This window comes from Lysinibacillus sp. NPDC097868 (genome assembly GCF_044761135.1).
Classification (GTDB): Bacteria; Bacillota; Bacilli; order Bacillales_A; family Planococcaceae; genus Lysinibacillus.
On sequence record NZ_JBIWBS010000002.1, the window covers coordinates 179,869 to 203,775 of the forward strand.

The 23,907-nt window shown below is 31.4% G+C and carries 18 protein-coding genes, 1 other RNA gene and 1 pseudogene; 12 read left to right on the forward strand and 8 right to left on the reverse strand.

Annotated features, from left to right (window positions below; translation table 11 throughout):
- The first annotated feature begins 68 nt into the window (after positions 1–68).
- The 6 genes from ssrA (at position 69) to ACIQXJ_RS15810 (ending at position 6,302) form a co-directional block, all read left to right on the forward strand.
- Positions 69–424: a transfer-messenger RNA gene (ssrA, locus tag ACIQXJ_RS15785) on the forward strand.
- 163 nt (positions 425–587) lie between these two features.
- Complete coding sequence (locus tag ACIQXJ_RS15790; RefSeq protein ID WP_403055251.1) at positions 588–1,562, forward strand: tyrosine-type recombinase/integrase; 975 nt, start codon at positions 588–590, stop codon at positions 1,560–1,562.
- A gap of 144 nt (positions 1,563–1,706) precedes the next feature.
- Positions 1,707–2,438 carry a hypothetical protein gene (locus tag ACIQXJ_RS15795; protein WP_403055249.1) on the forward strand — a complete coding sequence of 244 codons (732 nt, stop codon included), beginning with the start codon at positions 1,707–1,709 and terminating at the stop codon, positions 2,436–2,438.
- A gap of 795 nt (positions 2,439–3,233) precedes the next feature.
- Positions 3,234–3,467, forward strand: coding sequence for an SU10 major capsid protein (locus ACIQXJ_RS15800; protein WP_403080875.1), 234 nt, complete (start codon positions 3,234–3,236; stop codon positions 3,465–3,467).
- Between the two features lie 232 nt (positions 3,468–3,699).
- Positions 3,700–3,885 (forward strand): helix-turn-helix domain-containing protein, encoded by a 186-nt coding sequence (locus ACIQXJ_RS15805; RefSeq protein ID WP_403055247.1) that lies wholly within the window; start codon positions 3,700–3,702, stop codon positions 3,883–3,885.
- 1,097 nt (positions 3,886–4,982) lie between these two features.
- Entirely contained in the window at positions 4,983–6,302 is a 1,320-nt protein-coding gene (locus ACIQXJ_RS15810) for a hypothetical protein (protein ID WP_403055245.1), read from the forward strand.
- Between the two features lie 896 nt (positions 6,303–7,198).
- Here the strand turns inward: ACIQXJ_RS15810 and ACIQXJ_RS15815 are convergent.
- Positions 7,199–8,626, reverse strand: a complete 1,428-nt coding sequence (locus ACIQXJ_RS15815; RefSeq protein ID WP_403055243.1) for an SEFIR domain-containing protein — start codon at positions 8,624–8,626, stop codon at positions 7,199–7,201.
- A gap of 256 nt (positions 8,627–8,882) precedes the next feature.
- Between ACIQXJ_RS15815 and ACIQXJ_RS15820 the strand changes: the two genes are divergently transcribed.
- The 3 genes from ACIQXJ_RS15820 to ACIQXJ_RS15830 all read left to right on the forward strand — a co-directional run bounded on the left by ACIQXJ_RS15820 (position 8,883) and on the right by ACIQXJ_RS15830 (position 12,388).
- Entirely contained in the window at positions 8,883–9,620 is a 738-nt protein-coding gene (locus tag ACIQXJ_RS15820; protein WP_403055242.1) for a hypothetical protein, read from the forward strand.
- 443 nt (positions 9,621–10,063) lie between these two features.
- Positions 10,064–11,122 (forward strand): SEC-C metal-binding domain-containing protein, encoded by a 1,059-nt coding sequence (locus ACIQXJ_RS15825; RefSeq protein ID WP_403055241.1) that lies wholly within the window; start codon positions 10,064–10,066, stop codon positions 11,120–11,122.
- A gap of 9 nt (positions 11,123–11,131) precedes the next feature.
- Complete coding sequence (locus ACIQXJ_RS15830; RefSeq protein ID WP_403055239.1) at positions 11,132–12,388, forward strand: hypothetical protein; 1,257 nt, start codon at positions 11,132–11,134, stop codon at positions 12,386–12,388.
- A 369-nt stretch (positions 12,389–12,757) separates the two neighbouring features.
- Here ACIQXJ_RS15830 and ACIQXJ_RS15835 read toward each other — a convergent pair whose 3' ends face one another.
- From ACIQXJ_RS15835 to ACIQXJ_RS15865, 7 genes and pseudogenes are all read right to left on the reverse strand, one after another.
- On the reverse strand, positions 12,758–13,921 hold the full coding sequence (locus ACIQXJ_RS15835) for a tyrosine-type recombinase/integrase (protein ID WP_403055237.1): 1,164 nt from the start codon (positions 13,919–13,921) through the stop codon (positions 12,758–12,760).
- 275 nt (positions 13,922–14,196) lie between these two features.
- Positions 14,197–15,135 carry a hypothetical protein gene (locus ACIQXJ_RS15840; RefSeq protein WP_403055235.1) on the reverse strand — a complete coding sequence of 313 codons (939 nt, stop codon included), beginning with the start codon at positions 15,133–15,135 and terminating at the stop codon, positions 14,197–14,199.
- A gap of 652 nt (positions 15,136–15,787) precedes the next feature.
- The gene (locus ACIQXJ_RS15845; protein WP_403055233.1) at positions 15,788–16,441 is read right to left on the reverse strand and encodes a site-specific integrase; all 654 of its coding nucleotides are present in this window, start codon (positions 16,439–16,441) and stop codon (positions 15,788–15,790) included.
- Positions 16,442–16,534: 93 nt separating this feature from the next.
- Positions 16,535–16,705 (reverse strand): Arm DNA-binding domain-containing protein, encoded by a 171-nt coding sequence (locus tag ACIQXJ_RS15850; RefSeq protein ID WP_403055231.1) that lies wholly within the window; start codon positions 16,703–16,705, stop codon positions 16,535–16,537.
- Positions 16,706–16,741: 36 nt separating this feature from the next.
- Positions 16,742–16,951: pseudogene (locus ACIQXJ_RS15855) on the reverse strand (helix-turn-helix domain-containing protein); the annotation flags it as partial.
- Positions 16,952–17,283: 332 nt separating this feature from the next.
- The gene (locus tag ACIQXJ_RS15860; protein WP_403055229.1) at positions 17,284–18,204 is read right to left on the reverse strand and encodes a DUF5655 domain-containing protein; all 921 of its coding nucleotides are present in this window, start codon (positions 18,202–18,204) and stop codon (positions 17,284–17,286) included.
- A 23-nt stretch (positions 18,205–18,227) separates the two neighbouring features.
- Entirely contained in the window at positions 18,228–19,115 is an 888-nt protein-coding gene (locus tag ACIQXJ_RS15865; RefSeq protein WP_403055227.1) for an AlbA family DNA-binding domain-containing protein, read from the reverse strand.
- A gap of 272 nt (positions 19,116–19,387) precedes the next feature.
- Between ACIQXJ_RS15865 and ACIQXJ_RS15870 the strand changes: the two genes are divergently transcribed.
- From ACIQXJ_RS15870 to ACIQXJ_RS15880, 3 genes are all read left to right on the forward strand, one after another.
- Positions 19,388–20,488 (forward strand): hypothetical protein, encoded by a 1,101-nt coding sequence (locus ACIQXJ_RS15870; protein WP_403055225.1) that lies wholly within the window; start codon positions 19,388–19,390, stop codon positions 20,486–20,488.
- A gap of 225 nt (positions 20,489–20,713) precedes the next feature.
- Positions 20,714–21,832, forward strand: coding sequence for an SIR2 family protein (locus ACIQXJ_RS15875; protein ID WP_403055223.1), 1,119 nt, complete (start codon positions 20,714–20,716; stop codon positions 21,830–21,832).
- Positions 21,825–23,621 carry an ATP-binding protein gene (locus tag ACIQXJ_RS15880; RefSeq protein ID WP_403055221.1) on the forward strand — a complete coding sequence of 599 codons (1,797 nt, stop codon included), beginning with the start codon at positions 21,825–21,827 and terminating at the stop codon, positions 23,619–23,621. The genes ACIQXJ_RS15875 and ACIQXJ_RS15880 overlap by 8 nt, the downstream gene beginning before the upstream one ends.
- The last annotated feature ends 286 nt before the right edge of the window (positions 23,622–23,907 follow it).

The following is a 23,907-nucleotide window of genomic DNA, read 5'->3' on the forward strand; positions in this document are numbered from 1 at the left end:
TTCAACCGTACTAGAAGCAATTCTAGCTCTTTGTTTGATCGAGGCAACAAGCTTCGCATCATATTCAAGGGGACGTTACGGATTCGACAGGGATGGTTCAAGCTTTGGTCGCGCGTCGGAGGTCTCGGCTCCGTCATCAACGGAAGTTATATAATAACTGGCAAACAACAAAACTTAGCTTTCGCAGCGTAAGCTCGTAAGCGCTCTGCCTCTCTATCGCCCATGTAGAGAACGTGGGGCCCAACTTTAGTGGGATACGGTCGATGGTGCCACCTGAGTCACCGGCAAGAGATTTCCAGGTTAGCGTACAGGACGCCTGTTTGTCGGCATAATGCTACGCGAATTGCGAATGGACAAACTACACGCGTAGAAGCTGAAGTATTGGAGTCTTTGGACGCGGGTTCGACTCCCGCCGTCTCCATACAAAAAGATGCTACAAACATAGTCATATCAACGATTTTAGAAGCTAGGGATATTGAACGGGAGTTGAACTCTTGTTGAATATCCCTTTTTTCATACCTACATATTTTATGATAATTTGGCTCCTAGACCTTCTAATTCAAACTTTGTATTGGGAGGTTTTTTGTATGTCAAAAGGACGTAAACATGGCATATTTGCCGTTAACGGTGATGTATTAGTTATGCCTACAAAGAAGAAAGAGGAAAGAAAAGATGAAATAACAATTGAAGCGGCTCTTAATACAGTATTTCAGCAAATGAGAATAGCGGGGAATAGACCACGTACTATTGATAGTTATTCGTATAACTTTGAACAGTTTACTTCTATATGTCATATCGAGTATGTAGAGGATATTAACCTAGATAAGCTCTATCATTACTTGGATGTTTTAGAAGTAACCCCTGCTACAAAATTAATACGCTTAAAGTCAATTAAAGCTGTACTAAGTAAGTTCTATAACAATGGATGGATTAAAGACCGCTTCTGGAGCAATATTCAAATTAAGATTGATAAGGAAGTGAAGAAAGGAGCTAAGGAAAGTGACATTGATATGCTATTGACGCTCATTGACCAAACAACCTTTATAGGTTTTAGAGATGCTTGTGCGGTCAAGTTGATGTTCAAGACAGGTATTCGTATACGTACTTTAGGTGAGCTTAGAGAGCGTCATATAGACTTTGAGAATCTATGTCTGAACCTTGATGGCTCGACATTGAAGAATCATAAATTTTTAAAGTTGCCAATTGATAATGAGGTGGCTGAAATGTTAAAAATGCTTATTAAGCTGAATGAAGGAATCCGCACTTACTATCGTGCGGACAATAGGAACGTCTTTATCACTCAGAATGGGTTGGCGATGAATACGAGTAAGTCGTCTAACTGTGCTATCTCAAAGCAATTGAACAAATATGCGAAACGCTTTGGACTTGAGAATATCAATGCACATGCTATTAGACGAGCTTATGCGAAGAATTTGCATAATAAAGGAGCTAGTATAGCCTTAATCTCAAAAGCTCTAGGTCATTCAGATTTAGCTGTCACAACTCAGTATCTTGATTTAGATGTTGAAGAAGTAGCGAATGATTTGAGGGAGTATCTATAAATTTTTAGTAGCTGTCCATTTCATAGATTCTTTTCAGTTAGTTTCTAAAACTTAGGCAGTCCTTTAACTACCGACTTAGGCTTCATGGTAAGGTAAAGTTAATTGAATAATCAAGTGATTATGAATATTTGAGGGGGCGACTGTATGGGTAAGATATATACTCGATTCGGTATTGATATACCATGTGTAGGTGGTGGAATTGTTACAAAGGCATACAATCTTCATGAACCTGAGGAATTGTACTATAAATTAATTGGATTGGAACTACAAGATTTTAAATGTTATTTAGATGATATGAAGGTAAGTGTAGAGAAAATTAAGAACGAAATGCTTGAAAGAGACTTAGACGCTTTTAATCTCCTGTTGTCTAATGACTATGAGTATGCACACCGTATTGATATTAGGTATCCGCATTTACTTAATAATTCTGTATTCATAAGTATATATAGTCTTTTAGAGGATGTTCTTTTCAGGTTCTTTGAAACTTGTAAGTATCGTTTGAAGAAAGATGTGAAGTTAAAAGAAAATAAAAGGTTATCCATACTAAGCAAGTATTTTAGCGCCATAGAAGAAGCCTTGAATTATAATATTTCTAATAACTTTAAAAAGGAATTTTCTAATTATCGAAAAGTAAGGAATTGTATTATTCATAAAAGAGGATATGTTACTTGGGCGGGAGTAACAGATGAAACTGTACTGATGGCGGTAAAGAGTTTATCTGATAAAGGAATAAGTTTATCAGATAATAAAAAAGGTATTAATTTAAGTGAAGAAGCCTGCGATAGTTTTATTATAGAGATAGAAAAACTATTTAGATTACTATGTGAAGTTCTAATAAAAGAAGAATCTAAATTGGATGGTCTGAGTCTCTCATAACAGTAGAATAAGCATTTACGCTACGTGTAAGGCACGTATAAGGATTACAACAACTATCGGGGGCAGAAGTAGATTAGTAGATGTATTGTTCGAGAGAGCGCATTTAAACAAGGGCATACATATACGGATTCGTGTGGCAATGACTGCCTAAGTTTTAGATTCTATTTAATTAGTTTCTAAAACTTAGGCAGTCATTTTTTTGCACCAAGCCGTTGTCCTCAATTCATGCTTTAGGATGTGGTAAGTCGAAATTATTTGTCAACTATAATACTATCATATAACCAAACTATTTAATTGATTCTGAAATCATACAGACGTTCTAATAATATAGTCGATACATTTATCATGTTAAATTTATTATACCTAAAATCAATTGGAATTAATTAAATATGAGATGATAGATAATACCTTTTCTTTAACTGGAGCGTAGAGTGCAGCAATCTTAAAGTAGACACATAGAATATTATTTTGCTTTCCAAAAATGATAAGCAAAAATGGAATAAAGGTTGATTGTCCGGACGCTCTGTCTGAACTGACCCACATCATGTAGGTGTGTCAATTTCCACAGATATTTCTAGTATCCCAAGGAATCTATTCTAACTCTAATTAATTCCTAGACTTAGTAGTGGGGATGTGATTTTTCAAACGTAGCGCAGAGAACGCAGCCTCCAAAGGAAGCTGAGGATATTATTAAATCATTTATTAAGAGCAGGATTCCTCATTTCTTTGTATATGCCAAAGACAAAGGGGAGAGATTGATATGGCTACACTCATAAAACAATTAACTCTGTTCTAATCGTTGATACTCTTAACACTAACTTTGGTGTAGTAAACGTTGTATTGTCTCGTTATATCCCAAAAGAGAATATCGTTTTATTCAATGATGGCTATGTTGATTTAGTTGCATTACGTGATGCTCATTTTGAGCCACTTGCTAAGACAGGTGATAGCGTAAAGGGTCAAGTAGTCGGTGAGTATTCTCTCAAAGTTGCATCACCAAAAGCAGTAGCGATTTTAAAGGTAGTTTAATTTAAAGGGCAGTTACACGATGTAACTCTCATTATATTTTAACCAAGTATGAGAGGGACACGCTGTCCCTCTGTTCTTTAATTTCGTTGTTCCACTCAGGTACATCGGATTTTACAACTAAGTAGGAGAGGTACACGATGTAACTCTCTTCTAACTAAGTAGGATGTTGCTCAGAGCAACATCTTTATTCTTTATCAACTTTTCAACTAAATCTAATCAGAGGGGAATGCAAATGTCAAAATTAGAATTATATATGTTACGCAAAAAAAAGAAAATCAGACTACATGAAATAGCAGAGTATATTAATTGTTCAGTTGCATCCTTATCATACTTTGAAAATGGCGAGAGAAGTTTTGATACGAAAAAACTTGAACTATATTCAAACTTTATTATCAACTATGTACCAACTAAGAAATAAATAATGAGCAAAAACTAAAATGAATTACAAAGGATGTGGGAAAATAGGTGAAATTAAAACTATTTCTCCTTTTATCTAAAACCTGATATAGCAAAATGTTATGAGAGGTTCATTGGCAGATAAAAGGAGAAAGGTACCTATGATGATATTCGAGGATATATTTAAGTTTTAAGTGACAGTCCAGATTTGGACTCATCAAATTTCCTCATTATGATGATGTAGGTGCTTATATGGTGAATTACCGTAGTAGTGTTGCACAAAGCAGCACTAGCCAAAAAGTAGAAATAGGATTATCTTTCCTATTCAAATATGATGATATCAGAATTAAAGAATTTATTTCCTCTATGGGTGAAGACAAATCAAGATAGAAATTTAATTATGTCAAATGACTTAGATAGTATTCTGTCATGTACTCTATTAAACATAATATTCGGATATGAAATTAATGGTTACTATTCATTCGAGGAAGGTCTTGGATTCTAGGCTTTGAGGAATTAATCGAATTTGGCGAACGTCATAATAAAATTTAAAAATAAATACAGAAAAATTTTGTCTTTATAAGCCAGTCTTGTATATGATATAGATAGTGGTAAATTTATAAAGGATTGTAAAGAGATAGAATTATTTATCCCTACTTAACAATTCCATTTACATATAGAAATTCAATCGGTTTGTAAAACATTGTGGGATGCTCACCATTTATCTAAAGATGTGGATGAATTTTCTTTTGCTGTTATAAGTCCGGATAAAGTTATATGTACGACTATTGTTAATTGAAAAATCATAAAGCATAAGGAAACTTTAGTTTCTGTTGCTAAGTGTTAATTGTTACTGAATCACCATGAGCGAGGTAGCGAATGGATGGTGAAGTTATATTAACGCAATAGTGTAAGAGATAATAGACTGAGGGAGAGCATAAACCTTTGCAAGCAAAGCTTTATTGCTTTTTGCATCCCCCAGACCCCCTGCGCGGTCTCTATAAATATATGAATAAAAAATTCCCACACATTAACTGTATATAAAGAATATATTATTATATACAACCAATGTGTGGGAATTTCAAAAATAAAAGTTTAATTATAGGAGAGTAATAAAAAATGGCGGAATTACGATTAAAAGAGATAAAAACAATTGAGTTAACAGTAGAACATGGTTATGACGGTGAAGAGTTAGATTCAGCAAAGTTTAAAAAGAATGGATGCCTCGACGGTGAACGAGATAAAGTAACAGGTGAGTTCAAGAATCGTTCAATGATTAAATTCATTCGTAAACTTGAAACAATTTATGAATCAGTGAGAGTAGAGGGGAAAGGTAAAAATCGGGAATATATCCTTAATGGTAAACGTGATGAAGTATTAGAAATGGAAGACAAGCGTAAGAATAACGGTATTACAGACGATGATGCTATTATGTCTAAATTCTTCTTTAATAGACTCACTTATATGAACGCAGATAAGCCAAAGACATTGTATCAATGGGCAGTAGATGTTGGTGCATACAATCCTAAATTGGTGAAAATCGAAAGAATAGAGCGTATTTTCGGTGATATGTATTATGGTGAAGATAATTATTTTATTTACAATCAATTCATTACTTACATGAAAAATCGCAATCGTGCGGTATCGGATATGTGTATTAAACTATTAAAGCGTGATGGTAGAATCGACACGATGGAATATAAAATGGGCTTAGATGAAAACGATGAAGTGGTAGTCATTACTGAAAATGAATACAAATACTATGCTTCACGCAAAAATGAAATTTTAGGTAGGTATGAATTAACTGCTTTTAACTATGAACATCATTTAAAAAAGAATGATTTATTAAAGAATGATATAGAAAAATTGATAAAAGAGACTGGATATCAAAGTGTATGGATTGCATATAAGATTGAACTGATATCAACGGAACAGTTTGAAAATGTTGATTATAATTCATTTCAAGAAGCATATTGGAACAAAACTGCATTGTTAATCGATAATTTAAAAACAGATGAGAGTAAGCTATACTCATTTGCTAACGTTTATAAAAAGTTTAATCTCGCAACTATTATCAAATCTGTAGGATTCAAAAATGAAGCAATTGATAGCATTGCTAAAAAATATCAACCAACACAAGTTGATATAGACAGTACGATGCATATTAGAAAAGATAAACACTATAAGATGCCGGATAGTTGGACTATTGAACAAGTTAATAAGATAAGAGAGAGTCAGTCTTCAATTAAAATAGAACAAATTCATAATGATGCTACAGACAAAAGTGTTAAGAGCATGACAATTGATGATATCGTTGATTTTGATTCAATTGTTCTAAATGAATATGACGGTTCATCTATGGATTCTCTTATTGATATAGAAGATACGAATAGATTTATAGCATATGATACAAGCGTATATGACAATGAAGTTAAATAATGTAGTTAATATGTTTAGAAATGAATTTAACAAATCTATTGAGAGCCAACCAATAGCGGTTGGTTCTTTTTAATCTACATGTATCTGCTGTCACAGTTAACATAACGCCTTGAGGTAGTCCAAAAATGGATTATCCTTTATTAGTTGAATGAGACAAACTTATTTAAATTTAGTACATTAAATTATTTAAGTATGTGTTACAAACGTACACCCATATTATATACCGATGTCGAATGTATTAAAAAAAGGCACCATCAAGCTAACATAAACATATTTGAAATCCATTAAAACCTATGTAAATAAGGGATTTAATGCTATTCGACAAATTGTATAATATAGCATTATCAATCGTAAACGCACTCGCAGCACCCCGACTAAAACCTGAGTTTATTAGGGTTAAACATAAATGAAATTCATGTCAATTTTCCGGATGCTTGATTTTTAAGTGGGAATAGGTCACGAACGTTGACTACTGGGGGTTTTAGCGATAACAAATAAAACAATCATTTTATTGTAAGTATTCCCGATATTATGCATAAGCGTATTAATACAGAAGTGTTAGCGGAATGTAGTTAGGATTTATCTCTGTTCATCAAACACGCTTGTATGATTAAACTAGGTACTATATACGGGGGCTATTTAACATTAATTAGGTAATAGTTGGTTAGACAGAAAGCCATACCACTTACATCTCCACACCATGAATTAAAAATATAGTGATGGTCTATGTTTACAAGTCCTAATTTTTTTGTCTAACTTAATGTAGCTTATTCAGTTAATGAAAGTTCAAATGAAAGAAAGGCAAATTTAAATTTGATTAAAATTATGTTTAAAATCAAATATAGCGTTTCTCATTTTATACAGAGAAACGCCTGAGGAAATCAAGTAACTTGTAGTCAAGCCAATGTGCAGACAGTAGTTGTATCAATTTTTGTAGATGGGTGAGGAATACCATGCCATGACCCACTATAACCTCTATCTAACTGGAAATTAGTGATTTTATTAGTTAAGTCAGCCTCATCATCTACACCAAAAATAGATTTTACTTCGTTAAAATGATTTTTTGATTTAAGCTTTGTTAAGAAGCGTATCGGTTTATTTATCGATAAATAGAAATACGTGATTGGGAACCAAGAGTAGTAGTCATCAAATTTAGAATTAATTTTGGAAATATAATAAAGAATTAAATCAGTTTCTAAAAGCTCGTTACCATACTTTTTATGTTTGAAGTTATTAATTAAGTCTGCATGTACGCTTAATCGTTTTGCATTTGCACCAACTCTTTCTAATGATTCCAAATAGAATCTAAATTGAACGAAGTTTGCAGACACGTGGCTAGAGGTACGAGATTCTAAATGGAAATCTGAATTAATAATTTCAGAAATAACGTGATATTTTTTAATTTTGAATAAAATCGTAATTACATATAAAAAGGTTTCCATTATAAAAAATCTGAAATGGTCATGTTGGGATTTATAGAAACTTCCATTCCCTTGGAACTCACTGAATTTGAAAATTTCCTCAAAGAATTCAATGATTGTATCACTATCGATAGAGTTTGTCATAATTAATAGTTCAATTGCATCTACAAAATCATTCCTTAAAGGAATCATTAGCTGTATTTTTTCGACTATTAAATTATCTAATCCTTCTGGATTATCGATATTTAATTGAAAAGTATCTAGTGTATCAAAGAGGTTCTCCTTAAATTCACCCCATAAAAACTGCATTTTGTGAGGGAATTTCTCGCTGGCTACTTGCATTTTATTTAAGATAGGAGTAGTCAAGTATCTCGGAGCGTATTCATCTGAAAGAAAGCTAGGAGTTTTCCCTAAAGTAGGCTTCCTATACATAGGTTTATTGTAAATGCTTCGTAGTAGTCTTTCATAATTATCTTCAAATGCTTCTGTTGAAGATAAATCGACATACAATCTAGAAGCAATATAATTAGGGATAAAGTGTTCTCCAGAAATATCTCTTTCAGCAATGATAGGAATGAATTTTTCTTGTTGTACATCAGTATAAATATTCGGTGTAATTATTTGTGATTCGACACCAACACCACCTAGACGATTATCAGCCTTTTCTTTATAACCTCTATCACATATTATTAATACTTTATCAATTGCATCATCATCATGAATCATAGTTTCCATAAATCTATGTATATCATGCCCTTCTCTAAGGTCCCATTTATCTAAGATTACTTGTACACCATCTGAAATCAGTCGAGTGGCTAATTCAAGTACCCATTCTTCATGTTCAGGAGTTGTCCAACTGTAAGATATAAAGGTCTTAGGAGCTACTAAATCATTTGTGCTCATAAAACATACCTCCAATCAATTTATTTAAAATTCTTTATTTGAGTCTTTATACTATTATACAATATAAACATATTTATCCAATGTAAAAGTGCTTCAGTTTATAAAGGGAAAAGGTAATACTTAATTGAGAGGTTAATCCAATCTAACTGTTAAATGTTCAATTATGTAGCAGCGTTTAATGTGATATAGGGGTTTGTACTTATAGCAGGAATCTTAAAATCAAAAATGAGTGGTAGATATTAAAGGAGAAGATTGTTTGGTAACTACAAATAAATGGATAAGTAATGATGTTTTTAATCTTGAATATGAAACTGATTCATCAATTGTATTAAATATTGCTGATTTGAAGCGGGCTTATGAAGTATGGGAACATGCAAGGTCTTTGATAGAAAAAAGTGAATCGGCGTTTCACCTATCTGATGGAATTACAAATTTAAAAAGGGCACTAAACCAAAGGTTACAACTTATTGAGAAAATTTATAATTTCAAGAATATTAATTTGAAGGGAAAACACAAGGGATATTTAGAGTTATTAGAGTTCCTCGGTATCGTTAGACCTTTTTTAATGAAACAGTTATTAACAATAAGAAATGATATTGAACATAGAGATGCTGAACCTCCCTCATTTGAAAAATGCTTAGAGTTACTAGACGCTGTATGGTATTTTTTGAAGTCGACTGATTATTTAGTTCGATATTCTACAAATACAATACTTTTCGAAGAAGATAATATTATTCCAGAGGATGCAAGTTGGGTTGAATTAACATATAGATTTGACATACATAAATTTAATATTAGAGGAAGATTATCTTATGATTATGTATCTGATTTACCAACTGAAAATTCATTTGAAATGGAATGTACAGTATATGATACAGACAAGACAGATATGGAGGTTAGGGGAGGTGAAGATTTTAATTATTTTGATGGAGAATTAAACATAGTTGATGTAGAAAAGACATTTTTAATTAAAAAGTTTTTATTAAATTTCTAGTAAAAATCAAAATCATTTTTTTGCCAAATGCGGTTATTAAAGTATTTTGCCTTAGCTTGTACAGTTAATTTTCTTCAGGGTTCTTTATGAAATAATAAAAAAAATAAGAGTACCTATTGAAGCTAAATGGAAAGAGGGGTTAATTGACGCCTCAGATTTAGATGCATTCAACGGAAAAATAAGTAGGAAATTAGATAATACTCTGGGCTTATTTTTATCTATTAAGGGGTTTTCAAAAGAGGCGATTGAAGTACATTCAAATGTAAGAAGCTCTTTATTATTAATGGATGCTTTGATTAAATGTCAGTTTTAGAAAATCAAATAGATTTGAAAAACTTAATAATTAGAAAAAAAGACACGTTGCACAAACAGGAAGGATATTTTATAAAATTCCGTGAAATAAATTAGTTACAGATTTTTTAAAAAACTAATGAGGTGACGTAATGGCAATTGGAAGAAACGATGTTTGTTTATGTGGTTCAGGAAAGAAATATAAAAAATGTTGTATACAAACAGATATTATAGCAGAAAAAGAAAAAATGTTAGAGAAAAAGAGGAAGTACATGGAGGAATTTGCGTTACATACATATACTTCGTATGGAATGATTTGTTACCCTAATAAACTTAAAGAAATTAAAAAAAATGGGAATAACTTTAATTACCATATTTATATGATAAACCAAATACCTAAGTTAACAATTATTAGAGATAGTATAGTAATTGAAAAAGAGAGAATAAACTTAGATGTAAAAATAGATGATGGGGAGTTTTGTACCATTGAGCGTATATCTTTTAGTTTAGATTATAAAATAAACCATCATGAATTTAACGTTATATTAGATGATAATGAGAAAGATTTGATAGTAAAAAATAATTTAGGTGGAGGTCTGTCAACTAATGTTCTTGCACTATATAGTAAGTATTCTTCAAATAGATTACATTGTAAAGTACTTTATATAGGACAGGCTTATGGGAGAAACGGAAAAAGAACAGCTCTAGATAGGCTAACTAATCATGAAAAGATGATTGAGATTTTAGGAGACACGTTATATTCTGGTAAAACAAATGATATTGCTATTACTTTATGGGAATTTACTCCAAGATTAATCGCTTCCATAGATGGAATAAGTAAAAGATATGTAGTTTCTCCCGAAGCTGATGAAGAGAGGGTTGAAAATATTTTAGCAGAGCCACCTTTGATTATAGATAATCAAATTATAAATATAACAGAGGCGGCATTAATAAATTATTTTAAACCTATTTATAATGAAAGACTTAAAGATAATTTTCCAGATGTAAAACACAAAGGATATAAGTATTACTATGAATATGATTATAATTCAATTTGTGTTGAACTTGATGTATCTGCTATAAATTTAATTTTGTCTTCGGAAAAAATCCCTAGTCATAATGAATGGAATTTTATTGAGTATAATCTGGATAACGATAAAAAACGAAAAGATTTATTTGAGATTTTTGAAAAAAATACTAATCAGAAGTAGGAGCTAATAATGTCAATTGGAGAAATTTTATACGAATTAACAGAAGCGAAAGAACCTTTTGAAGTATTAAATGTTTGGACAAATTATAACCATATTTTAAAAGATTATAAGCTGATAATTAATATCGAAAAATATAATAATATATTCCCACCCAACTTATTAAATAGTACAGAAGCGGAGGATACAGATTTAATTTCATATTTTCCTACAGGAAATCTTATATTTGTAGATAATGAAAATATAGAGCAAATGATTTTAAATGATACAGTAGATATAAAATGGGATTACTCCATAATGCTCGATACAAATTACACAAGTTATATAGAGAAATTTATAAATAATGAAATGGATTTTCATCTTGAAAGTGTGTATAAAACTTTAGATATTCTTTTACAAGAAGATTTTAATTATGACTATACATTCTATTTAATTGAAAATTATGCAAATATATTCGAGAGTGGTAGCAAAATGTATTCAATAAAGAATGCAGGTCATATTGCGCTTTATAAAAATTTGTTTAGTTTAGAAAAGTTTAAAAGTATTGATTCAGCGGAGTATAAAAAAAATAAAAATTTTATCTATCAATTAGAGGAATCCGAAGCACATTTAAAAACAAGTACCTTGATAACTAATTTATTGGGAAATGAAAATTCACTTGAAAGTATTTTAGAAAGTCATAAAGCAATGACACTTTTTTTAATTGGGGTATGGAAAATACAATTTGACAGTAAGGCAAGTGCAAAAAATAAAATAAAAAAGTTAATGGATTTTGTTACACAAAAAGTAGGTATATACTTTGAAAGAGAATTTATGATTGCCTATAAGTATTTTGAAAAAAATAATTCTATAAGCATGTTGAATAAAATAAATAAAGGTGGCAAACATAATGGCTTGCTAGATAAAATTGAAAATATCGCTTGGGATTTTATGATTCCTAGAATTATGGAAATACACATGGCTAATGGTAAATCTAATTACTTTATACCCTTTATCTTGTCACATGATAAAAAATTAAAGGAGCTATTAAAGCAATTTGAAGTAAAAGGATTCTTATATCATAAAAATAACTTCGAATTTTATCCAATTTCATTGATAAATACGACAGAGTTTTTCGAAGAAAAGGGCTTGTTAGATGAAATTATGGAATTTGGTAAATTGCAAACACAAAAAGAAAGACGAAAAACTATGGAACGTAATAGAAAAGAAGGTTTCAAAAATATAGAAAACGAGTTGAAATCTCTAGAAAGCATTTTAAAATCTTCATGATTAGTATATGATTTAGAGAGAGGTCTTTGAACCAAGTTCGTAAATATGTAATACTCCCTAGTGGAGAAAATCGTTGAATATAGAGGTGTGGAGAAGTATCCAATCTCTTGTGGCTGTAAGTCTCGGCATAATGCTACGCGAATTGCGAATGGACAAACTACACGCGTAGAAGCTGAAGTATTGGAGTCTTTGGACGCGGGTTCGACTCCCGCCGTCTCCATACATTTGAAACAATATAGTTTCAAAAAGTGTCAAATTCCTTGATATATCAAGGGTTTGGCGCTTTTTTTATTTCAAAAGCTTTCAACTGATATCAAATGGTTTTGGGTCATTTTTGGGGTCAAACTAGGTCAAAATTGGGTCAAAGAATTAGCGTGAATTGATGTATGCATCAAACTTTTCAATTGTGCTAGCTTTGGTTTTCTTGGTTACATGCGTATAAATGTCCATTGTCGTTTTAACATCTGTATGTCCTAGCCTTTCTTGTACTTCTTTAATACTTGCACCCGCTTCAAATAATAGTGAGCAATGGGTATGGCGTAAACCATGTGTAGTAATAGGCTGAAGCTTGTATTTATCAATTACTTTATGGAGCCACTTTTGCGTTTGAACAGGTTGGATGAAGCGGTTATGTTTATTGCTAAATACGAGTTGTTTTTTATTAGATGTATTAATGCCTTTTTCTAAATAAATCTTACTTTGCTGGAACTTCCATTTTAATAGTAAAGACATTGACGTTTCATCCATTTTAATTGTTCGCACTACACCATTTTTAGTTGTCTTCAGGTACAATTGACAATCCTTGCCACGTGAAATCGCTTTGTTAATACGAATTTCACTTCGTTCAAAGTTGATATCATTCCACGTCAGTGCTAATGCCTCGCCTTTACGCATACCTGAATAGCTCAATACATGAAATATTGTATAAACCATTAGATTATCTTGCTGTTCAAAACTTTGAAGTAGTTTTATTAATTGTTCTCGTTCGTAAAAGTTTTCAAATTCTGCCTCATCTAAAACGATTTGCTTTCGCTTCTTAGGCATCTCAACCAATGTAAAAGGATTTTTATCAATGTAGCCATGTTTAATCGCATAATCGAGAACTTTTGCAGCATAGGACTTAACCATGCGAAACCGCTTTAGCTTTTTAGCCCACTGATTTACATGCTTTTGGCAAGTTGCAATATCAATCTTGTCAACTTTATAAGTACCCATAGAAGGTAAAATGTGATTTTTAAAGATACCAATAGTTTTTACAAATGTACTTTCTTCAACGCTGTTTTCGTACTGCTCAACCCACATGTTATAAATATCTTGATACGTTTCATATTGTTGTTTTTTATATGTGCCACTGTATACCTCGAGCTGTAACTTATTCATAGCATTTTGAGCTTCTTTACATGATTTAAAACCACGTCGAGTAGTAGTTAAAGGCTTTCCAGTTAATGAATCTGTACCAAGGTAAAACTTAAACATAAAACGCTTTTCGCCATCTTTTAATGTGTACTCTTTGATTTGAGGATTTCTCGCCAAAGTAATTCCTCCTCTGTTCTGCTTACGGAGACAGAGTGTGAGGTAGGGTAGTATCTTACATACTTATCATATTATGTATTGGGTTTGAAGACAAAAAAGAATAAGTCTAAAAAAACGAAAGCCCTTAATCAAACACGCATATAAATAGTTTGGCACTCCCGGAACGACATAATAAACGAGGGAGGTGCCATTCTTATGCCAACACTGAATAGTAGCATACTTTATGGAATAAAAAGAGCATGGCTGTAAGAACCATGCTCTTTTTAAAAAATATATTAAGAGATTTTTTTATCGGTGTGATGAGGAAATAGTTCTGCAATTTGTCTCTTCCAGCCATCAAGATGCACAAAGCGATGCTTATGGATATCAGAAGCAATAATTTCGGCTTTTGTCATTTTGGAAAGCTGTTCCCAATCGCCTTCAAATACATACGTGGCATTGCCATATTCAGCGTTTTCGAAGATATAAAGATTCTCCCTCGTAAAGCCAAAAATGATGTATCCTTGATAACCATTGTCTCCGATAGCATGGAAATCTGGATTGTATTTAGAAATTGTTTCAAGTCGTTCAGCAATAATGATTTTTTTGCCCTTCGATTTACTGTTGAGTACAGGTGTAAGATGATGTTTGAATGTCTCCCACGGCATTTCTCCCTCAGGAAGTATATCCCAGCCAAGTTTGACCGTTCTAGGCACTTCGTATCGTTCCAATTTCTCCTGAAAGATTTCAGCTTGTTTAAAAATCGCCAACATAAGATTGATACGATGGACGATGTCCGTTTCTTCTGTTTGACCTTTAGTAATAGTATCTCCAGCAATCACAAACTTGTTTTCACCTGACTGTACAATCATCAACTCTACCCATGGGGCTGGAATCCATTTTCTCGGATAACGTTGGTAGGGAATATCCACGGTACGAGAGTGAGAATTTCCACCCCAGTCCGTCCATGACCAATATTGCTGACGGTAAACAGTTTCTTTGGGCTTGTCCTTTTGTGGTACATCTTTTCCGTTTACGTTGAATTTACTAACAGGACCAAATTTTGGTGCGGGTACTAGGGATTCACCTGATAGTAAAGTTTTAAATCCAATTTCTTGTAGCTTCACTGCAATTTCTGCCGTGATAGCAACTCCAATATTTGCCTTACCACCTTCATTGATGTGAGACATATATTTTTCTGAATTTCTAATTCTTTTTTTTCCTGTAATTTTCAAGTTGCATTCTCCTTAAAATTTAATATTTTAAATGGAGTAAGCAATGTATCTATTTAATTATAAAAATCCAACCCTCCTAATTCTGCTCCATTAGAGGGTTATTTCAACTAATCATATGTATTTTACATCTATAAGTAATACTCGAACGAAAATCGAACGTAATGTGAAATTTGCAAATAACACAAATTACCTCTTGCTTTCGATCTTCGTTTTATTATAAGATATAAACGTATTAACCTACATAATAAATTAAGTTAGAAAATAACCAAATCTGATGTTACCAGCATCAGACCAAATGAAGAAAAGATTTAATAGAGTACATTTTTACTCCATCTTATAATATATTATAAGATGGCTATTTGTGTTGTGTCAATGTGAAAATATGAATTTTCAAAATTTTTATGCATAAAACTCCTGTGCGATTCATAGGAGTTTTTTGCCGATTTTAGGGGCTGTTAAAGTGAATAAGTAGTAAAGACGCAACAAAAAGGGTGAGTTGCATAGAATACCACTTTTATTCTGCCTGCGATGAAAATGATATTCAATGCATTAGGGATGTAAGAAAAGTAACTCCTTCAAATTGAGACGTACCTAGAGACACTGCTCATTTTTTATGCGTTGGTTTGATTACAGGCTTACAAAGAAACTTGTTCTAGTAATTCATATATCGAATATAGTTTTCAAACGCATTATTCTTGATTTCATCCGTTTCGATAATATAAACATCTGAAGTAATATCATTAAAGCTATGACCTAACCTTTTCTTAATTTCATAATGTGTTGCGCCACTCATATAGTACATTGTTGCATGTGTACGTCTTAGGTCGTGAGGTGAAATCTTTTTAAGTTTATATTTTTCTTGAATTTTATTGCACCAGTCCCACGCTTTTGAAGGATAAGAAATATTATTTTGTTTATCAGAAAATACAAGGTTTTCAGTACTTATATTACAATGCAAATCAGATTGAATTTGCTTCCATTCATTTAAAATTGTAAGTGTGCGATCATTAATCTTTAATAGTCTATGATCAGATGTTTTAGTAGTTGAAATAATTAATTTCCCATTTTCATCATAGGTGACAGCTTTGTTAATTGTAATTTCCTTCTTATAAAAATTGATGTCACTCCATTGTAAGGAAAAACCTTCTCCTCGCCTAATACCTGTATAGCAGAGCAGTCGTAAATAAGCATACTTTTTTATATCTTCATTTTTAATAGCTTCTAAAAACTCTATTAGTTCTTCGCGGCTATAGTAGTCTTTGGAGGATTCCTTTTGCTTTTTAATGGGTGTCGTTACATCCTTCATGGGATTTCGTTCAATAACACCTAATTTCCTCGCATAATCAAATACTTTGGCTGCAGAATGTTCGACTGTCTTTTTCTCTGGGCGATATCCGTCTTAAAATTTTATTAAATATTCGTTAGTAGCGGCAGTAATTGTTTTAAATCCACGACGAGTAGTTTCAATTCGTTTACCTGTAATAGGATTGGTTTCTAAATAAATTTTGAATTTAAAGCGGGTTTCACCAGCTGCTAATTTATATGGTTTTATTGCTTTAATTTTGGCCATTTGTATACCCCCATTAATAGCAAATTCTTCAATAAATTTGTCTAACTCATGTTTATAAATTCGTTTAATGCCGTCCACTTCAAATATTTTTAATCCCTCGTACCTAAATTTTTGAAATGTATTATATGATACCCCTAAATATTCTGCGGCCTCCCTAACTGTGAGTAACTGTTTATTAGGTTTGGATATTTGCTCAGTAATAGCTGTAATTATTTCAATTTCAATTCTTCTAGATATAGTTTTAATGCTCGTTCTGTCATTTTAATGGCTCCTTTGCTTTTGGTATAAAACAATATAGCCCACGAATTTAAATATTTTAAGAGGAATTCTAATTTTTTTCTTCTTTTCTGGGAGTGGAGAATTAAAAGACAATATACTACACTTTATCTAACCTAGTTTTAACAGAACTGAATATTTATCGAATGGCCTCCTATTAAAACGCGCCAATAGTTTGAATTAGGGGGGCATTTTCATTTATGGTTAAAAAATCTTCATTTTATTTTTTACAATGGAACAGTAAAGCACACCAAACTGATAGTTGGTGTGCATTTATATATTATCGATCCCATTAAATAATATCAACTAACCTCAAAGGATTTAACAATCAATTCCTTCGCTTTTTCAAAGTCAGTATCATTTTTAATTTGGATTTCTAAATCACCTGTGCCGTAGTGACCGATGTTTCGAACGTCTCGAGTAAAACCGGGTTCTAATTCTATTGTCGTTGGATCTACTTTTACGTATACAAGGAGGATATTATTTTGTGTACGTAATTCAACACATGCGAAGTTTTTAATGCGTTTAAAGGCAATGTAATACTTTAAAATGCTTTCTTGTACATCATCACTTAAAGCGAATAAGAATGCCCTGAGTGCCTCGTATCGATTAATGAGCTCTGTATCTGCTTGTGCCATATAATCTGCAATCGTTTTCCATGCTTTAGGTTTATCTGTTGAAGAAATATTAGCAGACATTTCTGTAAGTACAGTTTGTGCCATCGTTGCATTTACTAAATCTAACATTAAGAAGCCTTCATCGTAATGCTTATATTGGTAAAGCTCGATATTACGGTTGATCTGTTGAACAGCATGCTCGTCGTATTTTGTGAAACTACCAGCGATACATAGTAAACGTGGACTGCTCCAATCAATTTTGTTTGCGAAATCTTGGCCAAATTTATTTAAAACGAGTAATTGAAATTCAGCTTTATGGTCTAGTAGCCAGTCTAAATAATACAAACCTTGGTTCATAACGTTTTCATTCATAGATCGCTTATATTCAATAATAACAGGAGAGTGATTTTCATCGATTCCTAATGTATCTATACGTCCACCATGCTTTTTCCCAGTTGAATATTCTGAAGCTAAAAAGCGAATCCCTAAAAATGTATCAAGGTTACCCTCGATTAAACTCTGTAACGATTTTTCTAAAGCAATAGATTTTCCTTGTAGCTCTTGAATATTATCGTTGTTGATTTTGTAAAACTTTATGTCTCCCATTTTAAATCCCCCACTTTAAATTTCTATTTATTGATTAACTTCACTTTCCAAAGAAATTCTCCCTTAACAAGTAAAAATCCTTTGTGATAGATGGCAGTATACTCGTTATCATCAGCATCGATTAATATTACTTTATATGTAAGTGTTTTTTGGGTAACTCCATCTTCATCAACTTCTAATGGAAAGCATTGTGATGAGGTGAAGCCAAAATGAAAGTCAGTTACAATTTCATCTTTAGGTGTTAATTTTAGTTGGAAGTCTGCGCCTTCGTGGTTGTCTTTTATCCCGTATAATCTATGCTCAGTTAGCTTAGTTTCACCTTCGTATATCTCTAAACAGCCCCACACGATTGTTGTTGTTTTATCAGTGTGGTTACTTAATCTGCATTTTAACTCAGCGCAGCCTAATTCAGGTTTTGTTGCATATAAGAAGCCATCTGTAACCTGTAACTTCACTTGTCCCTCGTTGTACATTTTATCTAAATCCGCGCGGGTGGTGAAATCGTTTGTAGCACCGCGTCTGATTTTCATGAAGCCTTTATTTAAAGTGCCATATTGTTTCTTTAAAAGATAAGGCCGCTTTTCAGGTCTGATTTCTATTACATGAAATCGCTTTTCTTGATAGGAAATAGCATGCAACTTGAAGGATAAGAAAGGTTCAATGTTTTCGAAAATTAGTTGTTCAATTATAGACTGATCTGTGAATGAGTCTAGTCCAACTAAATCCTTAACACCATTCTCCTCTTTAACACCACAGACAATATATTTAGAATTTTTACTGTGAGCATTCGCAAAAGCAATTAAATCTGTAAGTAGGTCTACATAACGCTTCTTTACATAAAACGTCTTCTTAAAATCCAAAATTTCACTTTCATCTAACGTTAATAATTGCTCGAATTGGTCCAGATTCATATTGTATCAGCCACTTTCTAATTAATATTAGATTAATCTCGTTTTGTCTATATAATAGTAATTATACTAAAAAGGAAATACAAAATGTAAAAAATGTGAAAAAAAACAGGTGGTTAGAAGTATGGAAACGACCATAAAAGAACCTTTGTTACCTTTTAAATAAGAAAGAATTAGTTCCTAAGCTGATGAAGAGAATGTAACTAATTATGAAATCTGTATTGATGTGTTATGTTAGAATTCCAAATTAATAAATAAGATATGGAGGGAAGGCTTTGTATTCAAAAAAACAAGAACAAATAATTAATGCTAAATTAAAAGAAGCAATAAAAAAAGTAATTGAAGGGGAGAATAAATGTTATTTTGATGAAGAAACCACTTATAATCATCTAGCTATTAAATCGCATTCGATTTGGGATTCTGGAATTTTAAAGTTACTTTCTGATGATAATAATAAAATTTTTTGGATAGATCCAAAGAAAAGGTATAAGATTTTTGGTGCAGATCTGGAATTATTCCAAGAGATCATAACCAAACATGCTACAACATATAGAGGATTTTGTAATGAACATGATAATGATTTATTTGAAACAATAGAAAAGAATAATGAATATAGAGAAGAATTAATCCAAAAGTTTTTATATAGTTATAGAGCTTCTTCATATCAACATGTGCAAAATACGTTATCTAAACAAGCCTATCAGATACTATATGAAGAAATTTATAAGTTTAGCCTAAACAAAATAGAAGGGTTTAATAATAGAAAAGTGCGGATACTTAAACAATTGATAGATTTACAAAAAGCTAGAGATGCAAGAGGTGATAAGATTTTTGAAGTAACTAAAAAAATATTTCAGGGAACTTTTAAGAAAAGAGAAAGCAGCAAAGTAGAATTAGAAAGGTCTATAGAAGAAAATTTCATTTTAAAATCTTATAAAATAAATAAGAAAATAGAATTTGCTTGTTCTGGAATAGGAGATCCCCTAATTGATACTAAGGATAGAAAAATAATCACTCAAAGCAGTGGGTTTTTGTTTCTTAATATATTCCCTAAAAATGAAAATGAATCTTACTTTATTCTAGGATTATTAAGAAAAGATGAAGATACGTATGAAGATATTCTAGGATTTTTAGATTTAGAATATGCAAAATATCGAAATAATGAGGTTAATATTTTTCTATTAGTTTTGCAAAATCTAATAATTAACGGTAGTGAGAATATTGTAATGTCACGAAAACTTCATGGTTATTTAGAAAAAAATGAATGTTTATATAAATTGGTTAATCAATTTATCGGAAGCATTGCGTTAGATGTTAATAGTCAATTGTATTATCAGGATTTAAAAAAGGATCACGGATATACTCTTTTTGTATAATCAGCTATTCTGATGTATATCAAAAGATGGAGATTAAATTAATTTGGTATTAAATTTAGATTAAACAGTTGAAGAAGAAGCTGAGACATAACCGTTCATAGCGCTTAAAAAGCGTGAGAAGCAAATTTTTAAATTGGTGATTTTTTGTGTTTTGTCGAGTGTAGTTGTTATAACCTACGTTTGTTGAAATATTGATAATATTACTTTTTTTGGAGGTCTAGTTAAATGTCAGAGGAAAAATTTTTATATCATTTAAGAACTGGAGTTAATCAATTAGATAGGCTTAGTTTTAAGGATCAAAAAGGAAGAATAAAAAAGGTATTAAATGAATGTTTGATGAGTAAAAATTTAAATATACTTATTGGTTCAGGTTGTTCTGTTCCAGCTGTCCCACTTATGGGTGTTACTTTTAAAAAGATTAAGGAAGAAAATCCTGATTTAATCTTAGGAAAGTTTTGTGGAGATTCTTCTGACATTGAGGGGTATTTAAATTGGTTAAATACTGGTATGAAATTCTTGCAGGATTCTGCGAGCGAATTTGAGATTGCAAGCGAATTAGAAAAATATAAAAAATCCTTTGAAGTTACTAAAAAAACTTTATTAAAATCAATACCTCGAGAATACGATGAGCTTAATCAGATGCAAGTAGATGTTAAAAGAAACTATATAAAATTTTATAATACAATATTTTCCGTTAGAGGAACTAAAAATTATTCTCCGCCAAATATTTTTACTACTAATTATGATTTATTTAATGAAGTTGCAATGGAGAAGTTAGCTATTCATTATACTAATGGTTTTAGAGGACATGTGAAAAAAGTTTTTGATCCGACAGTGTTTCAATTGCGATTAGTAGACGATCAACATCGATATAAAGAAAAATGGAGTGTAATAAGAAACTATGTAAAGCTTTATAAGATTCATGGTTCGATTGATTGGCACTTTAATGACACAAGGGTAATTCAAAAAAGTTCGGATGATGATATAGATAATGTTGTAATCTATCCAACTATAGATAAACATTTGGAAACACAACAAACTCCATATTCAGAGCTGTTCAGGGCTTTAACCATTAGCCTACAAAAGCCGGATTCAACATTATTGGTTTTAGGCTATGGCTTTCCAGATCAACATATTAATCAATTAATTTCACAGGCATTATCTAATGAAGATTTTACTCTAATCATTTTTGGTAATAGAGAAGAGGAAAATGCGGGAGCATTTTTGAAAGAATTTCAAGATAAAAAAAATTTACATTTTATTGGTGGCACTATAAATAATAAAAACGATGGACATCATTTTTTAAATGTAATTAATTATATTGTAGGTGATACCGATGAATAAAAAGTGGATTGGACATATTACTAAGGTTTTCTTTAATAAAATCGTTTTTGAAGTACCAAATCTAGAAAGTTTGAGGTATAACTATCTGGGTGATTTATATATAGGTAGAGGCTTAAATGACTATATCACAATTTTTAATGAGATAAATAAACGTTATATTTTCCAAGTAATCGGTCTATATGAGCAAGAGAGGCCTTACTTAGAAGATGAAGAATCTAAATTCAAAGAAAAAGCCTATTTTGAAGCAATACCTATTGGTGAAATAAGTGATAATGGTTTTGAATATGGACTTGCTTCTTTTCCAATGATAAGTGAAGATGTTTATTTAACATCAATGGAAGATTTAGAAAAAGTTTTCCATTCAGATAGTGAAAACTTATCAATTACCTTAGGTGAACTTTCAACTAACGATTATTTACCAAGAATCAATATTAATAAACTATTAACAACACATATGAGTATTTTAGGGAATACAGGTTCAGGTAAGTCTACAACTATTAGGAAGCTATTATCAGAGATGATAAGATTACAAGAAAAAGAAGTTGATATTAATCAAATGAATTTTTTGATTTTTGATATACATAATGAATATAAAATTTTTCAAAATGGATATGTGAATCAACTTTCAATTAACGAAATATCTGTTCCCACGGAAACATTAACAATAGAGGATTGGATTAACCTCGTTCAACCATCTTCAGCAGCTCAACTACCAATATTAATGAACGGTTTACGCATGGCAAGTTTATTAAAAGATGGTTCTGAACATAGCTTATGGATTAGAGCATACAGTGCCTTAGAACTTTATAATAATCAGCAGACTGATGCAGTTACTAAAAGAGCTAAGATTGTGGGGTTATTAGAAAAATTACAGTCTCCTGAAGTTGCAGCAACAATTACTTCATATAATGCACAATACGGGAATTTTACAAATGGTGGAGAAATACAATTTAAACAAGAAATTAAAACATATATATTTGAAAGCTTTGGTTATAGATATGAAGAATGCCAGGAGCAATTAATTAAATTATTGTCTGAAGAGGAAATTAAGATTCAATCAATTAAAGATTTATGGTTAGGAATTGAATTAGTAATTTTATTGGAAGAAGCAAAAGGGAATGGTCAAATTAGATCGTATTGCTCTACTTTGATGACTCGTATTGAAAATATTATTCATACTTATTCTAAAACTTTATTTGATGTATCCACTCCAAAAAAGAAGAAGTTTGATGATATGATGAAGTTTGAAAAAGGGTTTACAGTAATAGACTGCTCTACAATGGAGGATTCAGACTTATTATTCTTTAGTGGGTATCTACTTAAAGAAGTTTTTAATAAGCAAAAATCTATTAGAAATGAAAGGTCTTATGTTGATAGAGCATTTCATTTTATTTTAGACGAAGCTCATAGATATCTGTCTGAAGCAAACTCTGAGGATTCTTTGAAGTCACTGAAAATTTTTGAAAGAATATCAAAAGAAGGAAGGAAGTTTGGCTTATTTTTAATTGTAGCTAGTCAACGTCCAGGTGAGCTTTCGAAAACCGTATTGTCACAATGTAATAATTTTATACTCCATAGAATTCGAAATAATATAGATTTAGAGCAAATGAGAAAAAGTATCCCATATTTAAATGATATGCAGCTATTTAGATTATCTTATTTACGAACTGGAACAGCATTAACTGTTGGAGAAGCATTTTCTATTCCAATGGAATTAAATATACGTGGTCAAGAGTATGGTATTTATTCTGAGACAGTGAATTTAAACAAATTGTGGATCAATAAATAATGCTTATATAGGTTCTAGGATAGTAAAGAGAACGAAAGATGTTAAAAAATCATAAACTATTAATTAGAAATTAATAGTTTATAAAATATAATAATATTTATTTATTTATTTATTTAATTGATTGTATTGTTGTAGGAAACTCTTGGAATGCCAGTTATAAAAGTATTTCCTAGTAGGTATGTAAGAATATCTGCTGTCCTAGTTCAAGAGAAGTAGTTAAACAGTCATTTATGTAGCTTTAAAAACTAGGGATATTAAACTGGGGTTGAACTCATGGCAATATCCC